The sequence below is a fragment of the Neobacillus niacini genome, assembly GCF_019749295.1.
GTDB classification, from domain to species: Bacteria; Bacillota; Bacilli; order Bacillales; family Cytobacillaceae; genus Neobacillus; species Neobacillus niacini_D.
This window is the reverse complement of sequence record NZ_JACWFG010000001.1, coordinates 542,047-567,595: the sequence shown is the minus strand read 5'-3', so window position 1 is coordinate 567,595 and position 25,549 is coordinate 542,047. Positions and strand designations below refer to the sequence as shown.

Below are 25,549 nucleotides of genomic sequence, written 5' to 3'. Positions count from 1 at the left end.
AAATTATAGGTTATTTAGAAACTCTAGGACTCTTTTATTTACTAAATCATTCGCTTCCGTTAGATAGATGTGACCGGCGCCATTAATGGTCAGAAATTCAGCATTGGGTATTTTCTCGGCCAGTGTAACACCATTTTCATATGGAACTAATTTATCCTCAGTTCCATGAATAACCAAAACAGGTACTTTTATTTGGTCTATTTCATTATATGTGTCATGAGCTAGACATGCTTGGAGCTGCAGCATGTAAGCGTAGGGAAGGACAGGTATCTCAATTCGCCTTTGGACATCTTCAGCGACGAGTTCCCTATGATTTTCGATGAACGATTGACTATAAAGGATAGGAGCAGTTGCCCAGGCCATTTCTTCTGGTGTGGCTGTAGATGAACCTCTAGACAGCATTAGCATAGATACCTCAGCACCAGGTTGTACATGTTTTTCTCCTCCTGATGTCGTGCAGCCTAGGATGAGGGACCTAACTCTATCCGGGTAGTTGACAGCAAATCTTTGCGCTATCATTCCTCCCATAGAAATGCCGTAAACATGTGCTGAATCTACACCTGCGGCGTCCAAAACAGATCTAGCGTCTTCGGCCATTAATTCAATTGAGTAGGGAGTATTAGGTTTCCCGCTTAGACCTACACCGCGATTATCGAATACGATCACTTTATATTGTTCACTTAAAGCGGGCAATGTTCGAAACCATGATTTAGAAGTAAGGGATAAACCCATAATTAAAAGCAGCGGTTCACCTTCACCATGAACTTCATAATATAATTCAATTCCATTTGCCTTAGTAATTGGCATTCTTATCACTCCCTTTTTACTATATATTGTAAATTATATGAAATCTCACAATCTGAAAGAACAAAAATGGTACTGAAAGTGCTGTAAACATTTATAGGAAAATATTATTTTATCTAGTTAACTTAATGTAAGCAAAGATTTAGCAGAGGGAAATGAGGATATTGTCAAATAAAACTGTTACAATTTTGTGGCAAGTAAGTTTTTTTCGACAAATTTCTTTAATTCTTACATCCTATTGGAGTTGAAAAAATAGTCATATCATGAAGGATTTGAATAATATAAGAGTTTTATTTGGAATATTGTAGAAATGTGTCGAAAATGGAAGGTTTACAAAATAGCATTTTATTACAATAATTTGAATTATACAATATTTTAATCTGCGAAATTTAGTAGGTTATTTGAAATATGTGTCGAACTAAATATTATTGAATGAGAATCTTAAGGAGGTTGTGTTTTGGTTTATCAAGAAAAGCCGTGGTTGAAGATTTATGATTCGAGAATTAGCGAGCATGTAAATATTGAACACGAAACACTCTATGATTTTTTACAAGGTGCAGTAAGCCGGTATACCGATAAACCTGCATTCACATTCTATGGTAAGGTTTGGAGTTACAATGATACGAAAGAAATAACTGACAAGCTGTCAACTGCCTTATATAGAGATGGATTTAAAAAAGGCGATACTTTGTCTATTATGCTTCCCAATTCACCACATTACCTTTTTACATTATTCGCTGCTTTTCGTTTAGGTGGAATCGCTGTTCAAGTTAACCCGATGTATGTAGAAAGAGAAATAGAGCATGTATTAACAGATTCTGGCTCTGAATACATAGTTGTTCTTGATGCGTTATATTCAAGAATTAAGAAAGTCCAGTCAAATACCTCTTTAAAGAAGGTAGTTGTTGTAGGATTTGGCGGATCCCAAATTGACCTTGCTGAAGGTGACCTTTATTTTGATGATTTTCTTGCTGAGGATATCGACAACCCAGTAGTAGAAATCAATCCACTAGAGGATGTCGCGATGCTTCAATATACTGGTGGAACTACAGGTCTAGCTAAGGGCGTTATGCTTACCCATAATAATCTGTTAGCAAACTTTAACCAAGTTTGTGATTTTGCTTATAAAACATGTGAGAATCGACCAGAATCCTTTAAAATGATCACCGTTCTGCCGTTTTTTCACGTTTATGGACTCTCAAGTGTTGCGCTTTGTGGAATTAGAGAAGGAGCAAACCAAATTATTTTACCTCGATTTGATGTTAAAGAAGTTATGGAAACTGTTAAACGTGAAAAACCATTCCAAATGTCAGCGGTTCCAACCATGTTTTTTGCATTAAACAGTCAACCAGGTTTAGAAGAATGTGGATTCGATCAATTGTATTACATAAGCTGTGGAGGAGCTCCTTTACCGGTAGAACAAGTGAAGATCTTTGAAAAACGGACGGGTGCAAAGCTGCTCGATGGATACGGTCTTTCTGAGGCAGCACCTACAGTCATCTTTAATCCTCCTTTCGTACCTAGAAAGTATGGCAGTATCGGAATTCCTGTTCAGAGTACGATTGCAAGAATCGTTCGTGAAACCGATGATGGATATATAGACGCACCGGTAGGAGAAGAAGGAGAATTAATTATTAAAGGTCCTCAGGTTATGAAAGGTTATTGGAACTGTCCTGAAGATACAGCAGCTGCATTAAAGGATGGATGGCTATTTACAGGTGATATGGCCAAAATGGATGAGGATGGATATTTTTATATTCTAGACCGTAAAAAGGATATGATTATTGCAAGCGGATACAATGTATATCCAAGTGAAATTGAGGATGTTCTTTACCAGTTGGAAGCTATAGAAGAAGCGCTCGTAATTGGTGTGCCTGATCCTTATAGAGGAGAGACGGTTAAGGCATATGTCAAATTAAAGGCTGGTCATTCGCTTTCAGAGGAGAATATAAAATTATTTGCTAAAGAAAACCTAGCTCCTTATAAGGCTCCAAAAGAAGTAGAGATACTGCCCGAACTCCCAAAATCAACTGTTGGAAAATTACTAAGAAGAACATTAAGAGATCAAGAGAGAACCAAATTAAAAGTTTAATAGGGCGTTTGGTGTTAGATTTATACTTTTGTAGATTGACTAAAAGATATATATTTCTTATCCTAAAATTAACATACTAACTGGTCAGATTAGAGGGAACTTATGGAATCGAGGCATCAAGACCCTGAAACTTTTTATAAAGAGTTAGAAAAAGAGTGGAATAAGAGAATTCATGCATATACCAATTCTTTAACCTTTACACATGCTTTTGGAAAAACACTGGATAAACATTTAGACTTTATTGTGTTTCAGCGAAAGTTAATAAACAATTGGCTTACTGTATTTGATATTCCCAATAAAGGTGAATTTGTAACTCTTGCAGGAAAAAAAGTAGATTGTATAGAAAGGATAGATAGTCTAGAAGAAACAATTTACGAACTAAATAAGGACTTGGAAAAGGACAATATCGTATTTAAAAAGCTTAATAATTCTCTATCAGACCTGCTCTCCCTTATTGAGGATGAAGTCAAAAACATCAAGACAGCTAAATTAAAAACATTAGAAAAAGAGCTCGAGGAATTGAAGTTCATATTTAAAGATTAGAATAGAGGAGGAAATCAATTATGACAACTCAAAATGAATCAACAGTTGAAAATCAAGGTTACCAGGACAAACAACTATCAAGCTATGAATTGATGTGGAAAGCTGCCTTTGAAGAAATGGATGCGTGGGCTGAACGCTTAAATAAGCGTGATGGTGTATTCTTAAACGCGACTAAACAGTATGTCGAAGATATTAAAAGGAATCAAGAAAATAGTAAAGCTATTACTGAGCAATTTAAGAGAGAGCTTCTTGTTTGGGAAAAATATGCTCGGGAAGAATTACTCATGACCACAACTACTGTTCAACATTTTTTCCCTGTTAAATCATATGAAGACATTAACCGAGTAGTTGACGATATTCAGAATAAAACTACAACACTTTTAACAACCCCTATTCGCTCTTTATCGAATGGTCAAGCACTGGATAAGTACTTAGAGTATGTAGAACAATATATTGCATTTAGAAAGAGAAGCCGAGATAAATATATTCAAGCTGTAAAGGGGACAACAAATATTTTATATGAAAATCAAAAAATATTTGTCAATCTATTTGAAAAGCAAGTAAAATCTGCCCTATTTCCTTTTCAGCAATATATGAAAAATATTACCGAATCTACAAAATCTTAACTCTATTGAGGTGAACAAAATGACGACAAATAGACCGTATGATCCATATGATTCATTCAAAAAATACAGTGAATTGTGGGAAAAACAGATAAATGATTTTATTTATCTTTGGACAAATAACTCTGAATTCGTCAAAATGTCAAAAGCAGGGGCTGAAACACAATCTCGATACCTTGAAGCATTTAGAAAAAATCAAGAGGCACTTGCGGGTGTACTAAATATCCCAACTAAGAACGACCTGGCTAATGTTGCGACATTAACCATCCAAACAGAAGAAAAAATTGAATCTCTTGAAGAACAAATTTGGGATTTACAAGATTCCATGAAAACACAAAGTAAAGAAATTGAAACGGTAGTAGAAGTGTCTAAGGAAATCATTAAACTTACAAAGCAGCTTAAAACAGAGTTAGTTAAAACGAAAAAAGAGCTGGCTGATTCTAAAAACATACAAAGTGAACTCCAAGAGATGAAGCTTGAACTAAGTAAATTAAATACTTTTAAAGATGAATTTGAGATACTGAAAAATTTGATAGAGAAAGACAAAAGGGAAGAACCAATCCTAGCAGGAGCGGGTTCAGCGAAATAGTCAAAGTAGGAGGTCAATAAAGTGGCAGTAGAAACACCTAATTTATTTCCACCGTTAGACTTTGAGAAAGAAATGAAGCGTTGGAAGCATGTTTTTCAAGTGTTAAATGAACCGGAACCGAAAATCGGCCATACACCTAGAAATGAAGTATGGAAAAAAAATAAATCCGTATTATGGCATTATCCTGCCAAACAAAAAAAATATGCAATTCCTTTATTCTTCGTTTATTCTCTATTTAATAAACCATATATTCTTGATATCGCACCAAAGGCAAGTGTGATTGAGGGACTTACAAACCGTGGTTATGAAGTGTATTTGTTAGACTGGGGTGAACCCGGTTTTGAGGATAAAAATATTGGGCTGGATACATATATCCAAAAATATTTAAGAACAGCTGTTAAGCGTGCGTTGCGCCATTCTGGTGCAGAGGAGATAACGCTGGTTGGTTATTGCTTAGGTGGAACTATTGCTTCTATTTACGCTTCAATTGCTGAAGAGCCAATTAAAAATTTGATTGTTGCCACGGTACCGATTGACTTTAGTACAATTGTCGGTCCTGATAAATGGGCAGAAGGTCTAAAAGATGGAACCATTAATGTTGATCGCTTCATTGATGTTTTTGGGGTTGTCCCTCCTGCATATGTAGAAGGAATGTTTAGAGCAGTATCTGCACCTATTTATTTTAGTAACTATACAATGCTTTTGAACCGGGCTCATGATTCACGATATGTAGATAAATGGCGCCGTATGAATAAATGGACAACTGATCAGGTTCCTTTTGCAGGTGAAGCATTTAGACAATTGTCGAATGATCTTTTTAAAGAGAACAAGCTTGTAAAGGGTGAATTAATGATAGGAGATAAAAATGCAAATTTGAAAAATATTAAAGCAAATATGCTTGTTGTCTCTTCATCTAATGATAATTTAGTTTTAGAACCTCAAAGCTTGCCAATCATGGATCTAATCTCAAGTGAGGATAAGACATATAAACTAGTTGAAGCTGGTCATGTATCCTTAGCATTAACCGGATTGTTTGCAGTAGTTGTAGATGAGTGGGCTGCAAGCAGGTCCAATCCACTTTAAATTAAAGTAATAAAGGTGAGGACAAGACTATATAATTGATAAGGAAGAAAGGGAAGGGGCAGTCCTTCCCTTAACTGGCTTTTTTATGTTTGTGTAAAAAGTTCCGCAAAACTTCGTTAAAGGCTTCTTTTGCTTCTAGTTTAGCAATATGCCCTGTATTTCTAAATATAACAAAATCAGAATGTCTAATCTGCTTATGCATTAATAATTGAATCCAGACTGGTGTTACGGAGTCGTATTGACCACCTATAATTAGGGTTGGTACTTTAATCTTTGACAGCAGGCATAGATTATTGACTTCAAGGCAAGCTTTCATAGAAGGTATATAAAATTCGCGATTCGGATGATAAAATTTATGAAAATTCTCAATGTTTTTTTCAGTCCATGAGTAGAGGCAGAGACGTGCTGCCATATTTTTTTGTTCCTCTAGGGAAAGAGACTCCGCGCGAGACTTTCGAAATTTTATAAATAGCTCACCAAAACGTTTAGGTGCATAATGGAATGTACTTACGAGCATAAGTGACCTGCACATTTCAGGTGCTTGCCGATAAATTTCCTGTGCAACCATTCCCCCCATAGATAACCCGCAAATGTGTGCGCTTTCAATTCCAAGACCCCTTAACAAACAAATTACATCAAATGCAAAGTTTGGTATAGAAATTTCCTCGTTGGTAATATACTCTCCATGCCCTCGTAAATCGGGGATAATCAGGTCATACTGTTCTGCAAACTCAAACTGGTTCGACCAGCCTTCTTTTATTTCACCAAGCCCATGAATAAAAACCAATGTTTCACCAGCACCCATTCGTAAATAGGGAATCCCAGAAAATAACTCACCCAAAGTAACTACCTCCTATGGTTTAATATTATTATTTACTTTCCCATATTTCGGATAGTGTAAACAGGTATAATGCAGTGATTAACATATTATATATACCTTTTTAAGTTATTATTACCAATAGGTGTAATTAACATATATATTGACGAGCGAAAGGACAACCGCTTGGCGGTTGTCCTTTCTTATATTCTTTCCATCTACAGGTTATTCTTAATCCGTTATCAATCATCATCATGGCCATTATCGTTACTATCGTTTTGTTTACTTTCATAATCGTCCCAGGATACTGTCATAATATTTCCTGTAATTGCATGGATTTGAACAATTGCTTCACGATCATCCTCTGTTTCAATCTTAACCAGGTAATGGCTTTGATTATTTTCAGTTTCAAACCAAATATCCTCAACCTCTCCCTGAACCTCTGTACGTGCTATTTCTGCAGCCTCTTTTTCAGTCAATGTTTTAGGCTGTTGTTTAATTGGAATTGAGTTAGAAGAGAGGATACGGCCAGAAACGGCATCTACTGTGATCGTAGTCTGATTTTCTTTGTCAACCACAATAGCCTTATAGAATAAATCGGAACCGTTATCTATTTTTTCTATTGAAGAAATTGTTCCATTTACCAATTCGGAAAGGATAATTTCCTTTATTTTCTCTTCTGATAACTCAGCATCTTGTTGAGGATTTTGTGATGGCGCTGGTGTTAAAGATTCAGAATTCCTTTGTGTAAAAGATAAAACTTTTCCATTAGTGGAATCTAGTTTTATAGTGTAGAGCTGATTTTGCTTTTCCAATTCTATATGATACTGTTGTTTGTCTGTTTTTATTGATGAAACTACTCCTTGATAGCGTTCTTGAACAAGCTTCTCGGCTTCCTGTTCTGTTAACATGTCTGCAGAGGGGCTAAGCTTTCCAAACTGCTGGAAGCTGACAAAGACTACAATTAGGATTATGGAGCTAATAGCCATCCAAAACCAAGAAATCTTTTTCATATAAATTCACCACCTTATTTACATTTATTTTCTTATATGAAAATGAGAAAGTGATGAGAATTTTAATAATTTTTTCGAATTTTTTTAAGAAGTATAGTGGCTGTAGTTCCTATACCCACTTTGCTTTCCAGTTGTAATTCAATTCCAATTGCATCGGCAATTTCTTTAGCAATCGACAGCCCAAGACCAGAACCGCCTTGTTTTCTGCTTCTTGCTTTATCAACACGATAAAATCTGTCAAATACCATTGGAAGTTCGCTTGCTTGGATGCCAATGCCGCGATCGATAATGTTGATATAAATTTCATCGTTGCTTTCCCCAAGTTCGACTGAAATGATTTTATCACTATATTTTCTTGCATTGTCTAAAAAAATAAATAACACTTGCTTAAGCTTTTTTTCATCACTTTCAAAGTATAACGGAGCTTCGTTTAACGCAGAAAATTTAATATCACGATTATAGGCATTCTTGAAAGCATTGACAGTTTGGGTAATTAATTGGTTGAGATTTACCTTGCTGAGTTCGATATTCCACTGTTCATGATGCCTCGCTAACATCAACAGCTGCTCAGTCATTTCCTTCATACGCAGTGCTTCCGAGTGGATGGCTTCAATCGATTCGGTGAAGAGCTTTGGTTCCGTTAAGCCCCTTCTTTTTAAAAGACTCGCATAACTCTCTATTACAGTCAAAGGGGTCTTAAGTTCATGTGAAGCACTAGAAACAAATTGCTCTTGTTTTTCAAAGTTTGTTTCTAATAGCTCAATCATATGGTTAAAGGTTTGACCCATTTGAAAAAGCTCATCTTTGGAATTAACTTCCAATTTTATGGTTTTAAATGTTCCGCTTTTCCTTATTTCTGTCATGGTATTTATTATAGACGTGACAGGTTTAGTAATTAAGTTACTAAGAAACCGGCTGGAAATTAATACGGGAATCATAGCAAGCAGTGTAACCAAAATTAAAACTAGGCGAAGGATGGATAAAATATTCGTTGCTGTCTCCATACTTTTGGTAATTTGAAGGTTAGCAACACGACCGTCTTGCAAGATTATAGGCATTGATTCAAAGGTATATTGATGTCCCTCGTATTCTGCCGTTTTGCTGACTTCACTACTATAATATACTGGTTTCCTCTTGCTTAGATTTTGCTGGCCGCTGCTCGTAAACGCAGGAGAATTTTGGTTATCCTCAGTCACGATTTGAATCATGCCATTTATAGGAACGTAGGATCTAAGAAGGGAATCATCCGGTACCTTTCCTAGAGACTTTCCAAAATTATCGGATACTTGTTCCATCTCCTTATGTGCTGTAGTAAGCTCACTGTCGAGAATTAAGTTACTGAATGTATAATAAACAGTAATATTTATGAGCAGCAGCAGCAGGGCAAATAGAAATGCTGTATACAGGTTAATTTTATTTCGTAGTTTCATTTTGTATCCTTCATCACATAACCAACGCCGCGAACGGTATGAATTAATGCGGGTAAATGCGGGAGGTCTAATTTCTTGCGTACATAACGAATATAAACATCTACTACGTTTGTATCCCCCAAAAAGTCATAGCCCCATACTGCCTCTAATATCTGGTCCCTGCTCAGGACCTGCCGTTTATGAACCATTAGGTAGACAAGCAAATCGAATTCTCTTGGAGTTAATTCAATAGGTTCTCCAGCTCTTATTACTTCCCTGGATTTTTGATCAATACTTAAATCAGCAAAACGCAGCAGGTCACTGTCATTATGAGGTTGTTCAACAATTTTGATTCTTAATGCAGCACGAATTCTCGCTAAAAGTTCTTCTATTTGAAAAGGCTTTGTAATATAATCGTTAGCTCCTAAGTCAAGACCAGACACTTTATCTTCAACAGAACTTTTTGCTGTTAAAAGAATAACAGGTGTAAGAATGTCATTTTTACGAATCCGTCGAAGCAGTTCAATCCCGCTTAATCCTGGGAGCATTACATCCAATAAGATTAAATCCCAACTTCCGGTACGATATGCTTCTAGGGCCTCAAGACCGTCTATAACTTTCGTTACTGAATACCCTTCATATTCAAGTTCCAGCTCCAATACCCGCGCAATCTTTTCTTCATCCTCAACAACCAGAATGGTCCCTTTATAAGTAGACATTTGAATTCTCCTCTTGTTTCATTTCTACATTCTATTCGGCACAATAAAGTAAAAAACCTTTCGAACATAGGCTCATAGTTATTTCAAGTGTATCAAAAAAGTATTAATTTATTGTGAACGAAATCCCACCATAAATCGTTATATTGAAGGATGAACGTTTTAGGGGGGAGAAATTTTGACAAATATAATAGAGGTCGATAGAGTAAGCAAAAAATTTAATGACACTGTAATATTAAAGGATATTTCTTTTACAATTAAAGAAGGAAGTATCAATGGATTGCTAGGGCCAAATGGGGCAGGCAAAACAACGATTATCCGTTTATTAAATGGAGTGATAGAGGCAACAACTGGAATCATGAAGGTAATGAGCTTTGACCCAAAAATACAGGGGGATGAAATTAGGGAAAGGGTTGGAATTGTAACAGAGAGTGCAAGCCTTTATCATGATATGACAGCTTGGGAAAACTTAGTCTTTTTCTCAAAAGTATATGGTGAATTTGACCCGAAGAGAATAACTGATTTATTGCAGCAATTTGATATGCTTGCATTTAAGGATCAACTGGTAGGGAGCTTTTCGACGGGAATGAAAAAGAGAATATCACTTGCAAAGTCTTTATTGCACCATCCAAAACTCCTATTTTTAGATGAACCGACAAATGGACTGGATCCAGAAGGAATCAATGAGGTCATTCATTATTTACGTAAGGTGAATCAAGAAGAAGGTGTAACAATTCTGATTTGTTCTCATGTACTGCACCAATTAGAAACCATCTGTGATTCGTATTTGTTCCTGAATAAGGGGAGAATATTCGAAAAGGGGACAAAGAAGCAGTTAGAGGAAAAATATTTAAAGAACGTTGATTTAGTAGTTGAAACCGGTCTTAATCCATTACACAGCTGTAGTTACAAAGGGTATACATACAGTAGAAAAGGACCTGGTCAATTAGAATTTAAGCTTTCCTCAAAGGAAGAAATTACTCCTTTATTATCTCATATTCTTAATGAATCCTGGGTTCATAATTGTGAAATAACCAATAGAAGTCTCGAGGCTCTTTATTTCCAAATTAGAGGGGGGAAAGATATTGAATAAAAATATTATCATAACCATTGCAGTGAAAGATATGAAAGCCGTATTTTCATCCAAAAAGGTATGGGTACCAATGATCATTGTTGCATTAATCATTTGTATTGCAGTACCATCATGTATTGCTTTTTTCGGACTTCAATTTGATTTAATTGGAACCTCTACACAGGAAATAGAAAAACCTATAAATGCGTTTATTAAAGACTTCCCAAATGAGGAAATGAGAAATACACTTGCAGCTTTCCCGACTCTTACCTACAAATTTGTTTATTTTTTCCTAACCTTTATGATGATCCCTTTTTTCTTAATGGTAGCCATTATAAATTCAATGGTAACCTCATCAAATAGTTTTGTAGGTGAAAAGGAAAGAAATACGTTAGAGACCTTGTTGTTTGCACCTATTTCCATTAAAGACTTATTTCTTGGCAAGGTACTAGCCTCACTAATCCCAACCTTAGGAATTTCCTTTGCTGCCTTTATCGTAAGTTTTATCATGGTTAATATTATCACGTATCCTTACTTTGAGGTAATCCTATATTTTAACTCTACTTGGATGATTTTAATGTTTTGGGTAATCCCTATATTAGTGCTCTTTAATATCATCTTGAATGTTTTGATTTCGGCAAAAGTCAAAACGTTCCAGGAGGCCCAGCAATTCGGCGGTCTGCTAGTACTGCCAATCGTAGGGATCATTATAAGCCAAGCAAGCGGGATGTTCTTCTTAAGCCCATTAACCCTATTCCTAATAGGAGTTGTACTGTTAATAGCCAACCTAGCCCTATTAAAACTTGTTACGAAATTCAATAACCGTAACGCGCTATTTCAAAGTCAAATTCATTAACAAAAAGACAGTGTCCACCTGAGGTGACACTGTCTTTTGTTAATGAAAACGATAACCAGATCCCCATACAGTTTCAATGTATTCAGGGTTAGAGGGGTCGTGCTCGATTTTTTCTCTGATTTTTCGAATGTGGACGGTTACGGTGGAGACGTCTCCATTGCTGTCATATCCCCAAATCCTCTCGAAGAGATGATCCTTGCTAAAGACCTGTTCAGGGTTAAGGGCAAGAAAGGTGAGTACGTCAAATTCCTTTGTAGTTAAGGTAATTTCTTTATTGTTTACAAAAACCCTTCTTGCAGACCTATCTATGAATAAACCGCGGATATATATGCCTTGGGATTCTGCAGTTTGTTTCATGGATAATCGCTCATATCGAGATAGATGTGCTTTAACTCTGGCAACCATTTCATTTGGGCTAAAAGGCTTAACCAAATAATCATCGGCACCTAGCCCAAGTCCTCTAATTTTATCAATTTCTTCTTTTTTCGCTGTTACCATAATAATTGGGATATCTTTGCTATTTCTTATTTTTTTGCAAATTTCAAAGCCGTCGATGTTTGGCAGCATGACGTCTAGTAAAATTAAATCGTAATCTTGAGTGAGTGCCTTCTGAAGCCCGATATCTCCTGTATGAACCATCTCTGTATGGAAGCCATTAATCTCCAAATAATCCCGTTCAAGCTCTGCGATACTTTTTTCATCTTCAATAATTAATATTTTTTTCATGATGTGCCTCCTCGGGGACACAGGTTTAGTACGGCAAAATAATGGTAATCTTTGTTCCCACCTGTATTGTACTTTCCAATTTTATCACACCATTATGTTCTTCGATAATCATTTTTGCTATTGAAAGACCTAAACCGCTGCCGCCGGTTAGTTTATTTCTTGATTGCTCTGCTCGGTAAAACTGATTAAAAATGAAAGGAATCGACTTATCTGGAATACCTGGCCCATTATCGGCAATGGAAATCTCTACATTCTCATTAGTAGAATGCATGGATATGGTTAATTCTTTTTTATCTTTATCCATATACTTCAAACTATTGTTAATGATATTTGCAAGAACTCGTTTAAACTTGTCTCGATCAACAAGAACATCGTAATCACCTTGTGGGTTAAATTGAAAATTCAATTCTACATTTTGTTTACGAAGGTCAAAGCTTAATTCTTCAAAAAAATCAGTTAAATAGTTTTTAATATCAATCTTTTCAAATTCGAAGGGAACTTTGCCTAAATCTAGTTTAGAGAATAAGAATAATTCATCAATTAAATGATCCATATCCACTGCTTTCGTATAGATGGTTTGAATATACCTTGCTCTCCTTTCAGGGGTGTCGGCCACTCCATCACGGATTCCTTCTATATAACCCTTAATTGAGGTAATTGGTGTTTTAAGATCATGCGAAATATGGGCAATTAATTCCTTCCGATTATTCTCATATTGTTTTTGGACTTCGTGAGACGCCTTTAACTGAATCCTCATTTCTTCAAATGCTTGTGTTAATTGACCTATCTCATCATTTCGAGATGCTGTAATGGAATGCTCAAGGTTTCCATTTTTAATAAAGTGAGCGGCTTTTTTTAGTTGATTAATTGGTTTGATAATACTCTTGGATACAAAATAAGCTAATAAACCATTAGTGGCAATTAATATCAATAAGCATAAACCAAACAAAATCGGGAAAAAAGTTCTTACAAACTGATTCCAAGGACTTGCATCTCTCATTAGAAATAGTGAAATTTGGCTGCCATCATGTAAGTAAAAATCATGCTGTTTAATAGCAAATGTCTGCTCACCAATTTTTTCAAGGCTGCGAAAGCTTTTTTCCGCTCCAAAAACAGGCAGCCCTTGAGTGTGAACTCTTTTAAGCTCAGAAGTAGCATAGATTACATCATCGTTTTTTCGGATAATTAATCCAGAGTCGATTTCTTTAAGATCTTTATTCAGTGCTTCTAAATATTCCTTACTTAACAATTCTTCTGGGTCAGCAGCGGATTTTTCTTTTAATGATAAAAACAACAATGTGTCCTCTTGTTTTGTTTTGTGATAGTTGTGACTTTCTGGTAAAAAATTTGCCATTTCCCGGATATCACCGAGAAAAACAATCATTAAAAGAAAAGAGGTAATCATAAACAAGATAATCGGTACTGTGATCATGGCTATATTTGATAAAATTAGCCGGAGTTTGATAGACATTTGAATAGCACCCTTCACTTATGCTTCTTTTCTATTAAACATATAATAGCCTATTGAAAAAAACAATGTGAAAGAAGAGCACAAATAAGTGACAGTTTGGATGATCCAACGAAATGAGACATCTCCAAGCCACTGCATATACCAATCCAAATAGGTTGATGGAAGCAAATACAGGGTGGAAGGGAGCAGGTATGGAATAAACATCATGATTAAATAAAGGACAATCATAGTAGATATCGCAAGAACACTAGACCGAATTACTAATGACAGCATAACGGCAAATGCAGAGATTACGATGATAGGAAACCAGGATACAATAAATGCTCCAAGACTCGCAGTAACCGAACTGAATTCAAAAGTATTATCAAAAATTGCACTGCTAATTATTACGGACAACCATTCAGCCAAAAGTACAGTTAAGGTTAAGATTCCAATGGCAGATAATTTGGAGACGAATAGCTCGAGTCGACTAATGGGTCTAACTTGTAATAATGTTCCGCGTTCACCTTCTCCAGTGAATAAATCCGTAGAGGCGATAAATATGTAAAGTGGAATGAGCATGGTTACGAATAAATCCAACAAAGTAAAATTTATATTTTCTGTTGGCAATGCCATCCAATCAGTGAGAAAAAGATTATTTACAAGAATCTTTGTTAGCACAGGAATAATCACAGCACTGAAAAGCAGCAGTTTGGTTACCTTTTTTGCTAGTAACTTTTGTATCTCATTCAAACTATTTGCAAGTATTGTGTTCATCTGCAAGCCTCCTCCACTTTCATGATATAAACATCCTCTAAAGACTGATTGCGGGTTTCATAAAACGAAGCCTGGCCCTGAATGAGAAAACAGAAACGATTGCATAATTTCTCAAGTTCTGATATATGATGACTAGAAATCACAAAAGTCACTCCAGATTTACTAGATATTTCCTGAATGGTCTTTCTTAATAATAATAAACCATCAATATCTAAACCGTTGGTAGGTTCATCTAAGATAATTAAACGCGGCTTGGAAATAAGGGCTGAAGCAATACCAAAACGCTGCTTCATTCCCATAGAAAAGGAGGATATTTTCTCATCTTTATAAGATGTTAAACCAGTTAAACACAATGCTTGTTCAATATCTTCATGAGTAATACCAGAATACAATCGGGAAATCATTTTTAGATTTTTATAGGGTGACATGTTTTCATAAGCAACAGCCGGTCCAATTAACGCGCCAACAGGTGTAATCGCATTTTTAAAATTACTTTGAAGGTCAGCGCCAAATAATTCTACACTACCTTGATCAGGGGAGGTCAGACCGGTCATACATTTTAATAATGTTGTTTTACCTGCTCCATTTGGACCAAGTATTCCCACTATTTCCCCCTGATCAATGGATAAGTTAATGTCCTGTATTCCTCTGCCGTTTCCATATTGCTTCGTTAATCCGGTGATAACCACTGCTTTTTCCAAATTTGTCACCCTCTATTAATTACTCATTTTTTACTTACTTTTTTCCATGTTCAAATTCGACTACTTTATCTGCTTTTATCTCGACAGGAGTTACTGTAGTTTGGTTGTAATCAGTTGCATTCAAGTCCGCACTTAAAACGATTTCATGGGTCATATCTTGTTTATCCTTGCCTGTTACAACGACCTTGACAAGCTGTTGTTCAATGTAATTTTCCTTGTTAACCTGTGCTGTTAATTTGACCTGCTTAACAGTGATATCATGATCCAGCTCTGGGAAATCTGCCTTGATGTGAAAGCCTGAGCCGTCACTATCATTATTGTCTTGAATCATGACAGCGTGTTTAATCATCAACGTGCTTAAAGCATTCGCAGTAAGAGGAATTTCTTTTCCGGTTAAATTAAGCTCAATAACGTGATTGCCATCTTTCTTTTCCGCCACTGTAATTTGTTGTTGAAGATTTTTAGTCATAACATCAATCAGATTTTCAACGTCATCTTTTAATTCTGCCGTATTACTGTGATGTGGATTTTTTGAAGTATCCATTTTGTAAACAGTATCAAGCCCGTCCTTCATTACAAACCAATTTTCGTTCTGCTTATACATGTTCATATTGCTGACCTCTGAATCATTGGACATACGGGTTGAAATAGAGTTTACTTGATTTACTGAATCAGATTTGAAAATGGACTGTGATGTAATGAGAGATTTTTTGTTGTCCTCCAGTTTAAGGTTGAAATTTAACGTTGCACTCTCGGCCGAATGTGTTTTCTTTAAGGCTTCTTTATATAGGTCATAACCAGATGTATTTGCTGAAATCGAATAGACACTGCCTAACATAAGCGCTCCACTAATTCCGATAGCAGCTAAAATCTTCTTATTCATAATCTTCTTCCCCCAATCATTATTTTGTTACAAACTTAGTGTAGTCGGGAGATATAAAAGCAATCTAAAAAAACTATTAAATTTTTCTTAAATAAAGGCAGTTTTTAATATTTTGGCACTCTGTTAATTGGAGCGGAAGGCACGAAGACTCCTCGAAAATGCTATCGCATTTTCTTCGTGCGTGGGCATATTCGAGGAGGTAAATCAATGTCCTGCGGGAGGACGGGCAGGGGGAGACCCCGCAGGCGCTTAAGCGCCGAGGAGGCTTCCCGGACCGCCCGCGGAAAGCGAAGTGCCTCGTGACAGGCAAAGACCGCCTGTCCCTGCGGTGATTATTCAAAGAAGCTTTCCTTTGTGGAGCGGAAATTAACAGACAACTGTAAAACGGTAAAACCATTGGTTTGAATAAAAGTGAAAAAATTTTTTAATTGATATTAAATATAATGTTTGAATTTTTAGAAAATTAACTGTATAATAAGAAAAAGCTCAAGGAGTTGATTTCCATGGAAAAGAGATTATTAAATTCACCACAACAAACTGATGAAAACAACGATTCTGTAATTGCTGAGATGTTTTTAAACCACGCCTTGATTGAATTTAGAAGACATGTGCTCCGTAAGGAAATCGACCGCTCTTTACAAGAGAGAAATGAGAAAGCCTTCCTCGAGTTATCAGAGGAACTAAAGAAAATTTCATCGTAAATACCTGACAGACATATTCTCATATTGGAAGCCCTTTTCTCAAATGAAAGGGCTTCTTTTGTTTCATAAATTCATGTTATGATTGAATAGCAGCTCAAAAAAAACAGGTGCCCTGTTTTCTATGGCACCAGTACTTACTTCTGTTTTTCTGTATTTTTATTATTCATTAAATAAAATGTAACAGGCTGGTCCGAACCGGTCATAAGATTATACACATAGGAGGATGTAATTTTATATCCTTCATCAATTTTTTCTGCTAGGTAGTTTGTTCGTTCAAAAAGGATGGAGCGAATATGATTGATTTGACGGAAAATTTTCTCCGTTAATGCTTCTTGCTGATCCAGCCGATTTAATACCCCCATTTGAAATTCTTCTTGTTTACTAATTTTTTCGGATAATTGTTTTTGTAAATCCTCTTGTGTTTTCAATAAATGAATAATTAATTCTTCGTATTCTTTATGTTGTAAATTACTTGTTCTAAGTTCATTTAATTGTGTAGTAATCGTATTCAAGTGGCTTGCTTGTACTACCTCTTGGTTAAGGAATTGATGCTTCATCGCGTTGATGGCATTAATGAGTGAAACATTTGCTTGCTGCTGTTCGTCTATTATTTCAGTAAGATAATCCTTTCTCACCAGCTCTTGGTTGGGCTCTGATATTTTCTTATTATTTTTAAATACAGTTGGATGTTTACCTTTATTAATATATAATCCCATTTTTTACACCCCTAATCATCAGTGAATGTATTATAGTATGCTTGAATTGTTAAAAATGGGAAATTTTTATAAAAAAAACAGGAAAAATGTGTTTCTATGAGGAATTTAATTTAGTGAATTATAATATATGAGATATACGAATTCCTGTTTACGGGATAAGTCTTAAGTCTTAAGTCTTAGTTGAAAATAATACTCCAGATTGTTTATACCAGGAGATATGTACGGTATGATAAATATAAAGAATAATAGATAATATCAAGGGATCATGCGAAAAGAATCCCTTCCTATAGAAAAAGAGGGGGAATATAGGATGAGGAAGGTTTACGTACTTCTTACTGATACCGGGACCGTATTAACAAAAATGATTAAACTATATACGAAGAAACCGCATAATCATGCTTCCATTGCACTTGATGATCAATTATGGGATGTTTATAGTTTTGGAAGAAAAAGACCCCGCAATCCTTTCTTAGCTGGCTTTGTTAGAGAAAATATCCGAGGCGGAATATTCAGGAATGCTGATTGTGCTATTTACTGCTGTACAATCTCAGAAAAACAATATGAAACAATTTGTCAAAAAATTAAGGAAATTGAAAAGAATAAAGGAGAGTATCGCTATAATTTATTAGGTTTATTTGCTGTTATGTTCAATTTGGAATTAGACCGTAAAAATGCGTTCTTTTGTTCCCACTTTGTTGCCGCTTTACTTGAAGAGTCAGGAGTGAAAATCAATAAACAAAAGCCGCTGTCGCTTGTTACTCCAGATGACATCAAAGAATCTGCTTCCTTAGAATTGGTTTATGAGGGGAAATTATCCTCCTACTTTGCTGAAGCACATGAACATGATATTAATAACTTAACGCCCCAAACATATTATAGAGATTTTAACTCCGATAGAGTGGAAGTTATATAGCTGTATTAGAAGAAAGACGTGTGTCTATAGATACACGTCTTCTCTAATTTGTTTATCTTTATTTTTAAATACTTCAACTAAACTTTTAAAAATCACTAATGATTTTTGGAAAACAGGACTTTGGATTAAGGTATATAGGAAGGTTGCAATAAAAACCGGTCCTCCTAGAATAAATCCGATGACCAGCACAAAACTTTCAACCAGAATACGTGCCTGACTTACCGATAATTTTGTATTATGCGAGATGGAGAGCATAAAGCCATCCCGTGGTCCTGCACCAAGACCAGCAGCAACATACATCCCCCCGCCAATCCCAGCAATTACAATGGCAAGCAGTAAAATTAGATAATCAATCCAGGAATTTGCAGCCTCAGGTAATATATCTAACCACAGAAAAAAATCCATGATGGGTCCAATAAATAAAGCATTTAAAAAAGTCCCAATGCTTATATACTTCCTTGCTGTAAAAAAGGAAATAATAATTAGAAATAATCCACAAATAACGCCCCAAGTTCCTATGGTAAGTCCAAAATGTTGATACAAGGCTACATTTAAAACCTCCCATGGATGTAAACCAATATATTGCACTTTTACTGCAATGGCATTTCCTAGTCCGAAAAGTGTCAATCCCAAGAAAAATAGTAAATATTGAAAGGCTTTCACCGGCAAGGACCCCCAAAAAATGTATAATCTGTACGTTAATTATTCTAAATCTTAAAAGATATCCTTTTGATTATCAATCTTTTTGTCTATAAAGTTAATATTCATCATATAAATGTAAAAAAGACCTTCAGCACAATGAAGGTCTTTTACATTTTATACGAAAGAGGGATACAAATGCCAAGTGAAATTCAGCAGATAGAATTAGATATCCCCATAAAAGTGATTTGGGATTTTGCAAGGGATGCGAATAATTGGGCACCACTTGTTCCGGGATATATTCAACATGAACAAATCAATGATCACTTAATTACATGGGAATTTAAGAGTGACCTTGGTATTATGAAAAAAAAGGTTGGTTTAGTAATAAATATTAAAGAGTGGAATGAACCAACTAAAGTCAGCTTTGAATTAAGGCGCACCAATGAAAAGTATATTGGGGAAGGTTATTTTGAAGCACAAGTGCTTAATAAAAATAAAACCTTGCTGACCGGATACATTGAAATTAATGCTAGCGGGGCATTGGGTTCATTGGCAAATTCGCTTTTTAAAAATGCGATACCGAAATCAACAGAAGAAGTAGCTGCAGCGATTTCTTCAAAGCTTGAAGAATTTAAGCAAAAGTAAAAGTCAATTTTACGCAATCCGGATAAATTTCGGGTTGCTTTTTTTAATTATTCTAAAAATTTTTTTACAGAAGACTAAAAGATATGTTATATTAATAAATAAAAAAATTTAGTCAATGAACTAGTACAGGGAAGGTGAAAGCATGAGTACAGAATTGAAAGTGAATGACAGCAGTCTTCCACTTCGCCGCGATGTTAAATTACTTGGACAAATACTTGGTGAAATCCTTGTCAATCACGGGGGAACAGATTTACTAGATAAAGTGGAAAAAATTCGTATGATGTGTAAAACACTTAGGATTCATTTTGATCAAGATATTTATTCTGAATTAAAACAGGAGATCTCAAACCTCAGCAGCCCAATGAGAAAACAAGTGATTCGCGCATTTTCAATGTACTTTCATTTGATAAATGTAGCTGAACAAAATCACCGTATTCGCAGAAAGAGGCAATATCATTTAGAAGATGACACCATCGTTCAACCCGACTCAATTGAGAGTGCGGTTCTTGCTTTAAAGGAAAATAATATTAATGAACATATGATTCAAGATGTTTTAAACAAATTGTCCTTAGAGCTGGTAATAACGGCCCACCCTACAGAGGCAGCAAAGCGTTCAATATTGGAAATTCAACAACGTATAGCTGCAATTTTAAAGAAACTTGATCATCCTCTTTTAACAAGCAGAGAACGTCGGAAGCTCGAAGAGAGTTTATTCAATGAAGTTACTATTCTATGGCAAACAGATGAACTGCGTCATAATAAGCCGACTGTGCTAGATGAGGTGCGGAATGGGCTGTATTATTTTGATCAGACCTTGTTTGAAGTTCTTCCTGAAATTCACCGTGAAGTAGAGGATTGTTTAGATAAGAACTATTCTGCAAAAAAATGGGATGTTCCTAATTTTTTAAGATTTGGTTCATGGATAGGCGGAGACAGAGATGGGAATCCCAATGTTACGCCTGAGGTAACGTGGGAGACATTACAAAGGCAGCGGAAGCTTGTCTTAAAAAAGTATAAAAATGTTTTAGTCGATTTGATGAAACGATATAGTCATTCTACAACTCGAGTAGAAGTAAGTTCAGAATTCATTGATACAATAGAGGAAGAAGAAAATAAGTATTTAACTGATGATAAAAAATGGCCGGTAAAATCAGAAGTTTATCGCCGAAAGTTCGCTGTAATCATCGAACGATTAAAACAAGTTGGACAGTCTGATTTAGGGTATGTTACTGCAGAAGAGTTGCTAGAGGATTTATTCTTAGTCAAAAGAAGTTTGAAAAGTCATCATCCTGCGGCACATGAGTTAAAAACAATCCAAAAGTTGATTCGTCAGGTACAGCTTTTCGGTTTTCATCTTGCGACACTTGATATTCGTAATCACAGTGGTGAGCATGAAGCAGCCATGACAGAAATTTTACGAAAAGTACGAATTTCGGATGATTATGCACAGCTTTCCGAAGACGAAAAGGTAAGAATTTTAGAAAGTATTTTAAAGGACCCAAGACCGCTTCTTTTATTAAATGAAGATTATACTCCTGAAACTCAGAAAATGATTCAGGTATTTCAAATGATTAGAAAAGCTCATAAAGAGTTTGGAACCCGTTCGATTTCTGTTTATCTTGTAAGTATGACCAAATCTCCTAGTGACTTACTTGAAGTATTGGTTTTGGCCAAAGAGGCAGGAATTTATCGGCTTCATGCAGATGGGAGTGTTGAAAGCCAATTAAATGTGGCTCCATTACTTGAAACGATTGAAGATTTAACTGCGGGTCCAATAATTATGGAAACCTTATTTAAAATGCCTGTGTATCGCAATCACTTAGAAGTCATGAACAACCAACAGGAAGTCATGCTTGGATATTCAGACGGAAGTAAAGACGGCGGCACGCTGACAGCCAATTGGAAGCTGTATAAAGCACAGCTTGAAATTCATGAAATGGCTAGCAAGTATCAAATAGGATTGAAATTTTTCCATGGCCGCGGCGGGTCTCTTGGAAGAGGCGGCGGTCCATTAAATAAAAGCCTATTATCTCAACCTGCAGAAACAATTGGGGATGGAGTAAAGATTACCGAGCAGGGGGAAGTTCTTTCATCTCGTTATTTACTTGAAGACATCGCTTATCGGAGCCTAGAACAGGCAACCTCGACACTAATGCTGGCAACAGCTCACGTTTCAAAAGAGGCAGAGCGTGGCAACATGCGTGATGGTTCATGGGAATCTGCAATTGAAGAGATTTCCAGCGTCGCATTAAAGAAATATCAATCACTCGTTTTTGAAGATTCAGACTTTCTTACCTACTTTAATGAAGCGACACCTCTTAGAGAACTTGGGGACCTTAATATCGGATCACGACCAATGAGCAGAAAGAACCGCGGCCGATTTGAGGATTTAAGGGCTATTCCATGGGTGTTTGCATGGACACAAAGCAGACAGCTGCTGCCTGCTTGGTACGCTGCAGGTACCGGGTTGGAAAGCTTTGCTTCAAAGAGTGATCAAAATCTTCAACAATTAAAGGTGATGTATGAGAAATGGCCATTCTTCCGGTCAACAATTGATAATCTGCAAATGGCTTTGATGAAGGCGGATATCACAACTGCAAAAGAATACCTATTACTAGTAGAAGATCAGCAAATTGCTGAGCGGATCTTTTCTAATATCTTGGAAGAATACGAAAAAACAAAGAGTATTTTGCTCAAAATAACTGGTGATAAAGAATTGCTTGATCACACACCTAACATTAAGGACTCGGTATATCGCCGAAATCCATATGTTGATCCATTAAACTTTTTACAGGTCGAATTAATTAAACAATTAAGACAACAAGACGAGCCTACTGAAGAATTAATGACTGAAGTCCTTCTTACAATAAGTGGAATATCAGCAGGATTACGTAATACTGGTTGAGTTAAATTGTAAACCGCATCCCCAAAAAAGAGGGGTGCGGTTTTTTATTTTCAATTGAAGGAGTAGTTATTTTTGAACAATTTGTGAAAATATTAAAAATGAATGAATGTTCATTCGTTTTTTAGCAAAATTCGACAAATTCAGCATTGCTCAGCATGATATATTTTAGCCAGAAAAGATTAATTCACCTAATTATTGGGTGAGGAAAATACTTATTGAAAAGAATGACTTGGAGGGATAGATAATGGCAGTAGAAGAAAGAGTCTTAAAGGAAAAACATGTTGCAGCAATGATTGATATCTTAGCTAAAAATGGAGCTAAGGCGTTAGCTGAATTTCGCTGCTTCAATCAGGAAATGGTAGACGAGATTGTCAAGCAAATGGCCTATACTGCCCTTGATAACCATAAAGATTTAGCTAAGCTGGCAGTAGAAGAAACTAGAAGAGGCGTATATGAAGATAAAGTATTTAAAAATATGTTTGCAACAGAGTTTATCTATAACAATATTAGAGACCTAAAAACAGTTGGAGTTATTAATGAAAATGAACATGAGGGAATGGTAGAGATGGCCGAGCCAGTTGGTGTCATAGCTGGTGTTATACCTATTACGAACCCAACCTCCACTGTAATTTTTAAATCATTGATTTCTCTTAAAACTAGAAATCCAATTATCTTTGCGTTTCCAAAATATGCACAGAAATGCTGTGTTGAAACTGCACGCCTTCTAAGGGAAGCTGCAATAAAGGCAGGGGCACCTGAGAATAGCATTCAGTGGATTGAAACTCCCTCCCATGAAGCATTTCAAGCCCTAATGAAGCATCCAAAGGTTTCGCTCATTCTTGCAACAGGCGGACCTAACTTGGTGAAGGCTGCATATAGTTCAGGAAAACCAGCACTTGGTGTTGGGGCGGGGAATGTTCCTTGTTATATAGAGAAAAGCGCCAATATAAAACGTGCAGTAAATGACATTATCCTATCTAAAACATTTGACAACGGGATGATTTGTGCCTCTGAGCAAGCCCTAATTATCGATAATGAAATCTATGAAGATGTAAAAAGGGAAATGCTCGATAACAATTGTTATTTCTTAAATAAAGAAGAAAAACAAATGATTGAAAAAGCAGTGATAGATGAAAAAAGTGCTTCTTTAAATCCACTGATTGTTGGATTACCTGCATTTATGATAGCAAAAATGGCAGGTGTGAATGTTCCCGCAGATACCAAAATCTTAATAGCAGAATTAAAAGGCGTTGGCCCGAAATACCCGCTTTCTTGTGAAAAATTAAGCCCTATTCTAGCATGCTATAAAGTAAATAGTTTAGCTGAGGGCCTGCTTCTAGCTGAAGAAACACTTGAGTATGGGGGACTGGGACACTCTGCAGCTATTCATACAGCAGACCAGCATGTAATTGATACATTTTCCCTGCGTATGAAAGCTGGGAGAATTATGGTTAATACACCATCGACTCACGGTGCTATTGGTGATATCTATAACACATCATTACCGTCCTTAACGATTGGGTGCGGAACTTATGGAGGGAACTCTGTGTCTCAGAATGTAGGAGCAGCGAATTTGATTAACATTAAGAAAGTTGCAAAAAGGAGAAACATGACACAATGGTTTAAGGTTCCATCACAAATATTCTTTGAAAGAAATTCGATTCAGGTACTATCATCTGTTCCAGGAATCTCAAGAGTATTTATTGTAACAAGTTCAAGTCAAATGAAAAATGGATCCATCGATAAAGTACTGTATCAATTAGAAAAACATCCTGGCAATATCCAATATGAAGTGTTGTATGACATTGAAACTGAACCAGACATTGATGCTGTTAAGAGAGGTGCAGAAAGGATGAGAAAGTTTCAGCCTGACTGTCTTATAGCTCTGGGAGGCGGTTCTGTCATGGACGCTGTAAAGGCGATGTGGTTGTTCTATGAACATCCAGAGGCAGATTTTAATAGTTTAAAACAAAAATTCTTCGATCCTAGTAAGAGAGTGGTTAGATTCCCTGCTCTTCGCGGTAAGGCAATATTAATTGCAATACCTACCACATCAGGAACAGGTTCTGAGGTAACCTCCTTTTCGGTTATTTCAGATAAAAAGTCTAATATGAAATATCCGCTAGCAGACTTTCAATTAACACCAGATTTGGCTATTATCGACCCACAGTTTGTTATGACCGTTCCTAAGCATGTTACGGCAGATACAGGGATAGATGTATTAACACATGCCATTGAAGCGTATGTTTCCGTGCTTGCCAATGATTTTACAGATGGATTGGCATTAAAAGCAATTCAATTAGTATTTGAGTACTTGCCAAAGGCTTACAGAGATGGCGATGACGAACTTGCCCGAGAAAAGATGCACAATGCGTCAACCATAGCTGGTATGGCATTTGCAAATTCATTCTTAGGAATTAACCATAGCCTGGCACATGCACTTGGTGCTGAATTTAATATTGCACATGGCCGTGCTAATGCCCTGATGCTGCCACACGTGATTCGTTACAATGCTCAAAAGCCTAATAAATTTATGACATACCCAAAATATGAACACTTTATAGCGGATCAACGCTATGCAGAAATCGCTAAAATGCTTGGTCTGCCTGCAGCAACGACAGAAGAAGGGGTAGAGAGTTTAGTTCAAGCAATCATGAAACTTATTGTTGAGTTGGAGCTTCCAACGAGTATAGAAGAATCAGGTATAAACAAAAGTGAATTCGAAAGAAAAATAAATGTGTTAGCTGAACATGCCTTTGATGATCAAGATACGATTGCAAATCCCAAACAGCCACTTGTTGCAGAGTTAGCGCAAATCTACCGTCAGGCATACAAGAATTGCTAATTTAACAATGTGAAAACAGGGAAAAAGA

Annotated in this window: 24 protein-coding genes; 12 read left to right on the top strand and 12 right to left on the bottom strand. The window is 36.2% G+C overall.

The window, feature by feature from the left end; all coding sequences use genetic code 11:
* Positions 1-3 precede the first annotated feature (3 nt).
* The gene (locus H0184_RS02675) at positions 4-807 is read right to left on the bottom strand and encodes an alpha/beta fold hydrolase (RefSeq protein WP_221820606.1); all 804 of its coding nucleotides are present in this window, start codon (positions 805-807) and stop codon (positions 4-6) included.
* A 454-nt stretch (positions 808-1,261) separates the two neighbouring features.
* Here H0184_RS02675 and H0184_RS02670 point away from each other — a divergent pair, with 454 nt between their 5' ends.
* The 5 genes from H0184_RS02670 to H0184_RS02650 all read left to right on the top strand — a co-directional run bounded on the left by H0184_RS02670 (position 1,262) and on the right by H0184_RS02650 (position 5,734).
* On the top strand, positions 1,262-2,896 hold the full coding sequence (locus tag H0184_RS02670; protein ID WP_221820604.1) for a long-chain-fatty-acid--CoA ligase: 1,635 nt from the start codon (positions 1,262-1,264) through the stop codon (positions 2,894-2,896).
* A 102-nt stretch (positions 2,897-2,998) separates the two neighbouring features.
* The gene (locus tag H0184_RS02665; RefSeq protein WP_221820603.1) at positions 2,999-3,439 is read left to right on the top strand and encodes a hypothetical protein; all 441 of its coding nucleotides are present in this window, start codon (positions 2,999-3,001) and stop codon (positions 3,437-3,439) included.
* A 20-nt stretch (positions 3,440-3,459) separates the two neighbouring features.
* A complete protein-coding gene (locus tag H0184_RS02660; RefSeq protein WP_221820601.1) occupies positions 3,460-4,065 on the top strand; it encodes a hypothetical protein in 606 nt (201 codons plus the stop codon).
* A 19-nt stretch (positions 4,066-4,084) separates the two neighbouring features.
* Positions 4,085-4,651: a polyhydroxyalkanoate biosynthesis repressor PhaR gene (locus H0184_RS02655; protein WP_221820599.1), complete on the top strand. Its 567-nt coding sequence runs from the start codon at positions 4,085-4,087 to the stop codon at positions 4,649-4,651.
* Between the two features lie 21 nt (positions 4,652-4,672).
* Positions 4,673-5,734, top strand: a complete 1,062-nt coding sequence (locus H0184_RS02650) for an alpha/beta fold hydrolase (RefSeq protein WP_313771704.1) — start codon at positions 4,673-4,675, stop codon at positions 5,732-5,734.
* Positions 5,735-5,804: 70 nt separating this feature from the next.
* On the opposite strand, the gene H0184_RS02645 is transcribed toward H0184_RS02650, so the two are convergent.
* The 4 genes from H0184_RS02645 to H0184_RS02630 form a co-directional block, all read right to left on the bottom strand.
* Complete coding sequence (locus H0184_RS02645; protein ID WP_221820597.1) at positions 5,805-6,575, bottom strand: alpha/beta fold hydrolase; 771 nt, start codon at positions 6,573-6,575, stop codon at positions 5,805-5,807.
* Positions 6,576-6,793: 218 nt separating this feature from the next.
* Positions 6,794-7,564 (bottom strand): PepSY domain-containing protein, encoded by a 771-nt coding sequence (locus tag H0184_RS02640; RefSeq protein WP_221820595.1) that lies wholly within the window; start codon positions 7,562-7,564, stop codon positions 6,794-6,796.
* 62 nt (positions 7,565-7,626) lie between these two features.
* On the bottom strand, positions 7,627-8,994 hold the full coding sequence (locus H0184_RS02635; protein WP_221820592.1) for a sensor histidine kinase: 1,368 nt from the start codon (positions 8,992-8,994) through the stop codon (positions 7,627-7,629).
* On the bottom strand, positions 8,991-9,692 hold the full coding sequence (locus tag H0184_RS02630) for a response regulator transcription factor (RefSeq protein ID WP_221820589.1): 702 nt from the start codon (positions 9,690-9,692) through the stop codon (positions 8,991-8,993). Before H0184_RS02630 ends, H0184_RS02635 begins: the two co-directional genes overlap by 4 nt.
* A 175-nt stretch (positions 9,693-9,867) precedes the next feature.
* Between H0184_RS02630 and H0184_RS02625 the strand changes: the two genes are divergently transcribed.
* On the top strand, positions 9,868-10,782 hold the full coding sequence (locus tag H0184_RS02625; RefSeq protein ID WP_221820588.1) for an ABC transporter ATP-binding protein: 915 nt from the start codon (positions 9,868-9,870) through the stop codon (positions 10,780-10,782).
* On the top strand, positions 10,775-11,617 hold the full coding sequence (locus H0184_RS02620; RefSeq protein ID WP_221820586.1) for an ABC transporter permease subunit: 843 nt from the start codon (positions 10,775-10,777) through the stop codon (positions 11,615-11,617). Before H0184_RS02625 ends, H0184_RS02620 begins: the two co-directional genes overlap by 8 nt.
* Positions 11,618-11,656: 39 nt before the next feature.
* Here the strand turns inward: H0184_RS02620 and H0184_RS02615 are convergent, their stop codons facing one another.
* Genes H0184_RS02615 through H0184_RS02595 form a run of 5 tightly spaced genes read right to left on the bottom strand, consistent with a single transcriptional unit; the run spans position 11,657 to position 16,154 of the window.
* The gene (locus H0184_RS02615) at positions 11,657-12,343 is read right to left on the bottom strand and encodes a response regulator transcription factor (RefSeq protein WP_221820584.1); all 687 of its coding nucleotides are present in this window, start codon (positions 12,341-12,343) and stop codon (positions 11,657-11,659) included.
* 25 nt (positions 12,344-12,368) lie between these two features.
* On the bottom strand, positions 12,369-13,814 hold the full coding sequence (locus H0184_RS02610) for a sensor histidine kinase (RefSeq protein ID WP_221820582.1): 1,446 nt from the start codon (positions 13,812-13,814) through the stop codon (positions 12,369-12,371).
* Positions 13,815-13,832: 18 nt separating this feature from the next.
* Positions 13,833-14,570: an ABC transporter permease gene (locus H0184_RS02605; RefSeq protein WP_221820580.1), complete on the bottom strand. Its 738-nt coding sequence runs from the start codon at positions 14,568-14,570 to the stop codon at positions 13,833-13,835.
* The gene (locus tag H0184_RS02600) at positions 14,567-15,271 is read right to left on the bottom strand and encodes an ABC transporter ATP-binding protein (protein WP_221820578.1); all 705 of its coding nucleotides are present in this window, start codon (positions 15,269-15,271) and stop codon (positions 14,567-14,569) included. The genes H0184_RS02605 and H0184_RS02600 overlap by 4 nt, the downstream gene beginning before the upstream one ends.
* 34 nt (positions 15,272-15,305) lie before the next feature.
* Positions 15,306-16,154, bottom strand: a complete 849-nt coding sequence (locus H0184_RS02595; RefSeq protein WP_221820576.1) for a hypothetical protein — start codon at positions 16,152-16,154, stop codon at positions 15,306-15,308.
* A 503-nt stretch (positions 16,155-16,657) separates the two neighbouring features.
* On the opposite strand from H0184_RS02595, the gene H0184_RS02590 reads away from it, so the two are divergent.
* Positions 16,658-16,855, top strand: a complete 198-nt coding sequence (locus tag H0184_RS02590) for an IDEAL domain-containing protein (RefSeq protein ID WP_221820575.1) — start codon at positions 16,658-16,660, stop codon at positions 16,853-16,855.
* A 134-nt stretch (positions 16,856-16,989) separates the two neighbouring features.
* On the opposite strand, the gene H0184_RS02585 is transcribed toward H0184_RS02590, so the two are convergent.
* On the bottom strand, positions 16,990-17,571 hold the full coding sequence (locus H0184_RS02585) for a hypothetical protein (protein WP_221820573.1): 582 nt from the start codon (positions 17,569-17,571) through the stop codon (positions 16,990-16,992).
* A 310-nt stretch (positions 17,572-17,881) separates the two neighbouring features.
* Between H0184_RS02585 and H0184_RS02580 the strand changes: the two genes are divergently transcribed.
* On the top strand, positions 17,882-18,484 hold the full coding sequence (locus H0184_RS02580; RefSeq protein WP_221820571.1) for a hypothetical protein: 603 nt from the start codon (positions 17,882-17,884) through the stop codon (positions 18,482-18,484).
* Between the two features lie 24 nt (positions 18,485-18,508).
* On the opposite strand, the gene H0184_RS02575 is transcribed toward H0184_RS02580, so the two are convergent.
* Positions 18,509-19,153 (bottom strand): YczE/YyaS/YitT family protein, encoded by a 645-nt coding sequence (locus H0184_RS02575; RefSeq protein WP_221820569.1) that lies wholly within the window; start codon positions 19,151-19,153, stop codon positions 18,509-18,511.
* 168 nt (positions 19,154-19,321) lie between these two features.
* Here H0184_RS02575 and H0184_RS02570 point away from each other — a divergent pair, with 168 nt between their 5' ends.
* From H0184_RS02570 to adhE, 3 genes are all read left to right on the top strand, one after another.
* Complete coding sequence (locus H0184_RS02570) at positions 19,322-19,771, top strand: CoxG family protein (RefSeq protein ID WP_221820567.1); 450 nt, start codon at positions 19,322-19,324, stop codon at positions 19,769-19,771.
* 142 nt (positions 19,772-19,913) lie between these two features.
* On the top strand, positions 19,914-22,676 hold the full coding sequence (ppc, locus tag H0184_RS02565) for a phosphoenolpyruvate carboxylase (protein ID WP_221820565.1): 2,763 nt from the start codon (positions 19,914-19,916) through the stop codon (positions 22,674-22,676).
* A gap of 244 nt (positions 22,677-22,920) precedes the next feature.
* Positions 22,921-25,521, top strand: a complete 2,601-nt coding sequence (gene adhE, locus H0184_RS02560) for a bifunctional acetaldehyde-CoA/alcohol dehydrogenase (RefSeq protein WP_221820563.1) — start codon at positions 22,921-22,923, stop codon at positions 25,519-25,521.
* Positions 25,522-25,549: the final 28 nt, after the last annotated feature.

Bases quoted from the DNA above. Each gene is read 5' to 3' on its own strand.
- H0184_RS02585 (WP_221820573.1), bottom strand. From the start codon at position 17,571: ATGGGATTATATATTAATAAAGGTAAACATCCAACTGTATTTAAAAAT.
- H0184_RS02665 (WP_221820603.1), top strand. From the start codon at position 2,999: ATGGAATCGAGGCATCAAGACCCTGAAACTTTTTATAAAGAGTTAGAA.
- H0184_RS02605 (WP_221820580.1), bottom strand. From the start codon at position 14,570: ATGAACACAATACTTGCAAATAGTTTGAATGAGATACAAAAGTTACTA.
- H0184_RS02635 (WP_221820592.1), bottom strand. From the start codon at position 8,994: ATGAAACTACGAAATAAAATTAACCTGTATACAGCATTTCTATTTGCC.
- H0184_RS02655 (WP_221820599.1), top strand. From the start codon at position 4,085: ATGACGACAAATAGACCGTATGATCCATATGATTCATTCAAAAAATAC.
- H0184_RS02590 (WP_221820575.1), top strand. From the start codon at position 16,658: ATGGAAAAGAGATTATTAAATTCACCACAACAAACTGATGAAAACAAC.
- H0184_RS02610 (WP_221820582.1), bottom strand. From the start codon at position 13,814: ATGTCTATCAAACTCCGGCTAATTTTATCAAATATAGCCATGATCACA.
- H0184_RS02595 (WP_221820576.1), bottom strand. From the start codon at position 16,154: ATGAATAAGAAGATTTTAGCTGCTATCGGAATTAGTGGAGCGCTTATG.
- adhE (WP_221820563.1), top strand. From the start codon at position 22,921: ATGGCAGTAGAAGAAAGAGTCTTAAAGGAAAAACATGTTGCAGCAATG.
- H0184_RS02640 (WP_221820595.1), bottom strand. From the start codon at position 7,564: ATGAAAAAGATTTCTTGGTTTTGGATGGCTATTAGCTCCATAATCCTA.
- H0184_RS02570 (WP_221820567.1), top strand. From the start codon at position 19,322: ATGCCAAGTGAAATTCAGCAGATAGAATTAGATATCCCCATAAAAGTG.
- ppc (WP_221820565.1), top strand. From the start codon at position 19,914: ATGAGTACAGAATTGAAAGTGAATGACAGCAGTCTTCCACTTCGCCGC.
- H0184_RS02675 (WP_221820606.1), bottom strand. From the start codon at position 807: ATGCCAATTACTAAGGCAAATGGAATTGAATTATATTATGAAGTTCAT.
- H0184_RS02660 (WP_221820601.1), top strand. From the start codon at position 3,460: ATGACAACTCAAAATGAATCAACAGTTGAAAATCAAGGTTACCAGGAC.
- H0184_RS02630 (WP_221820589.1), bottom strand. From the start codon at position 9,692: ATGTCTACTTATAAAGGGACCATTCTGGTTGTTGAGGATGAAGAAAAG.
- H0184_RS02580 (WP_221820571.1), top strand. From the start codon at position 17,882: ATGAGGAAGGTTTACGTACTTCTTACTGATACCGGGACCGTATTAACA.
- H0184_RS02615 (WP_221820584.1), bottom strand. From the start codon at position 12,343: ATGAAAAAAATATTAATTATTGAAGATGAAAAAAGTATCGCAGAGCTT.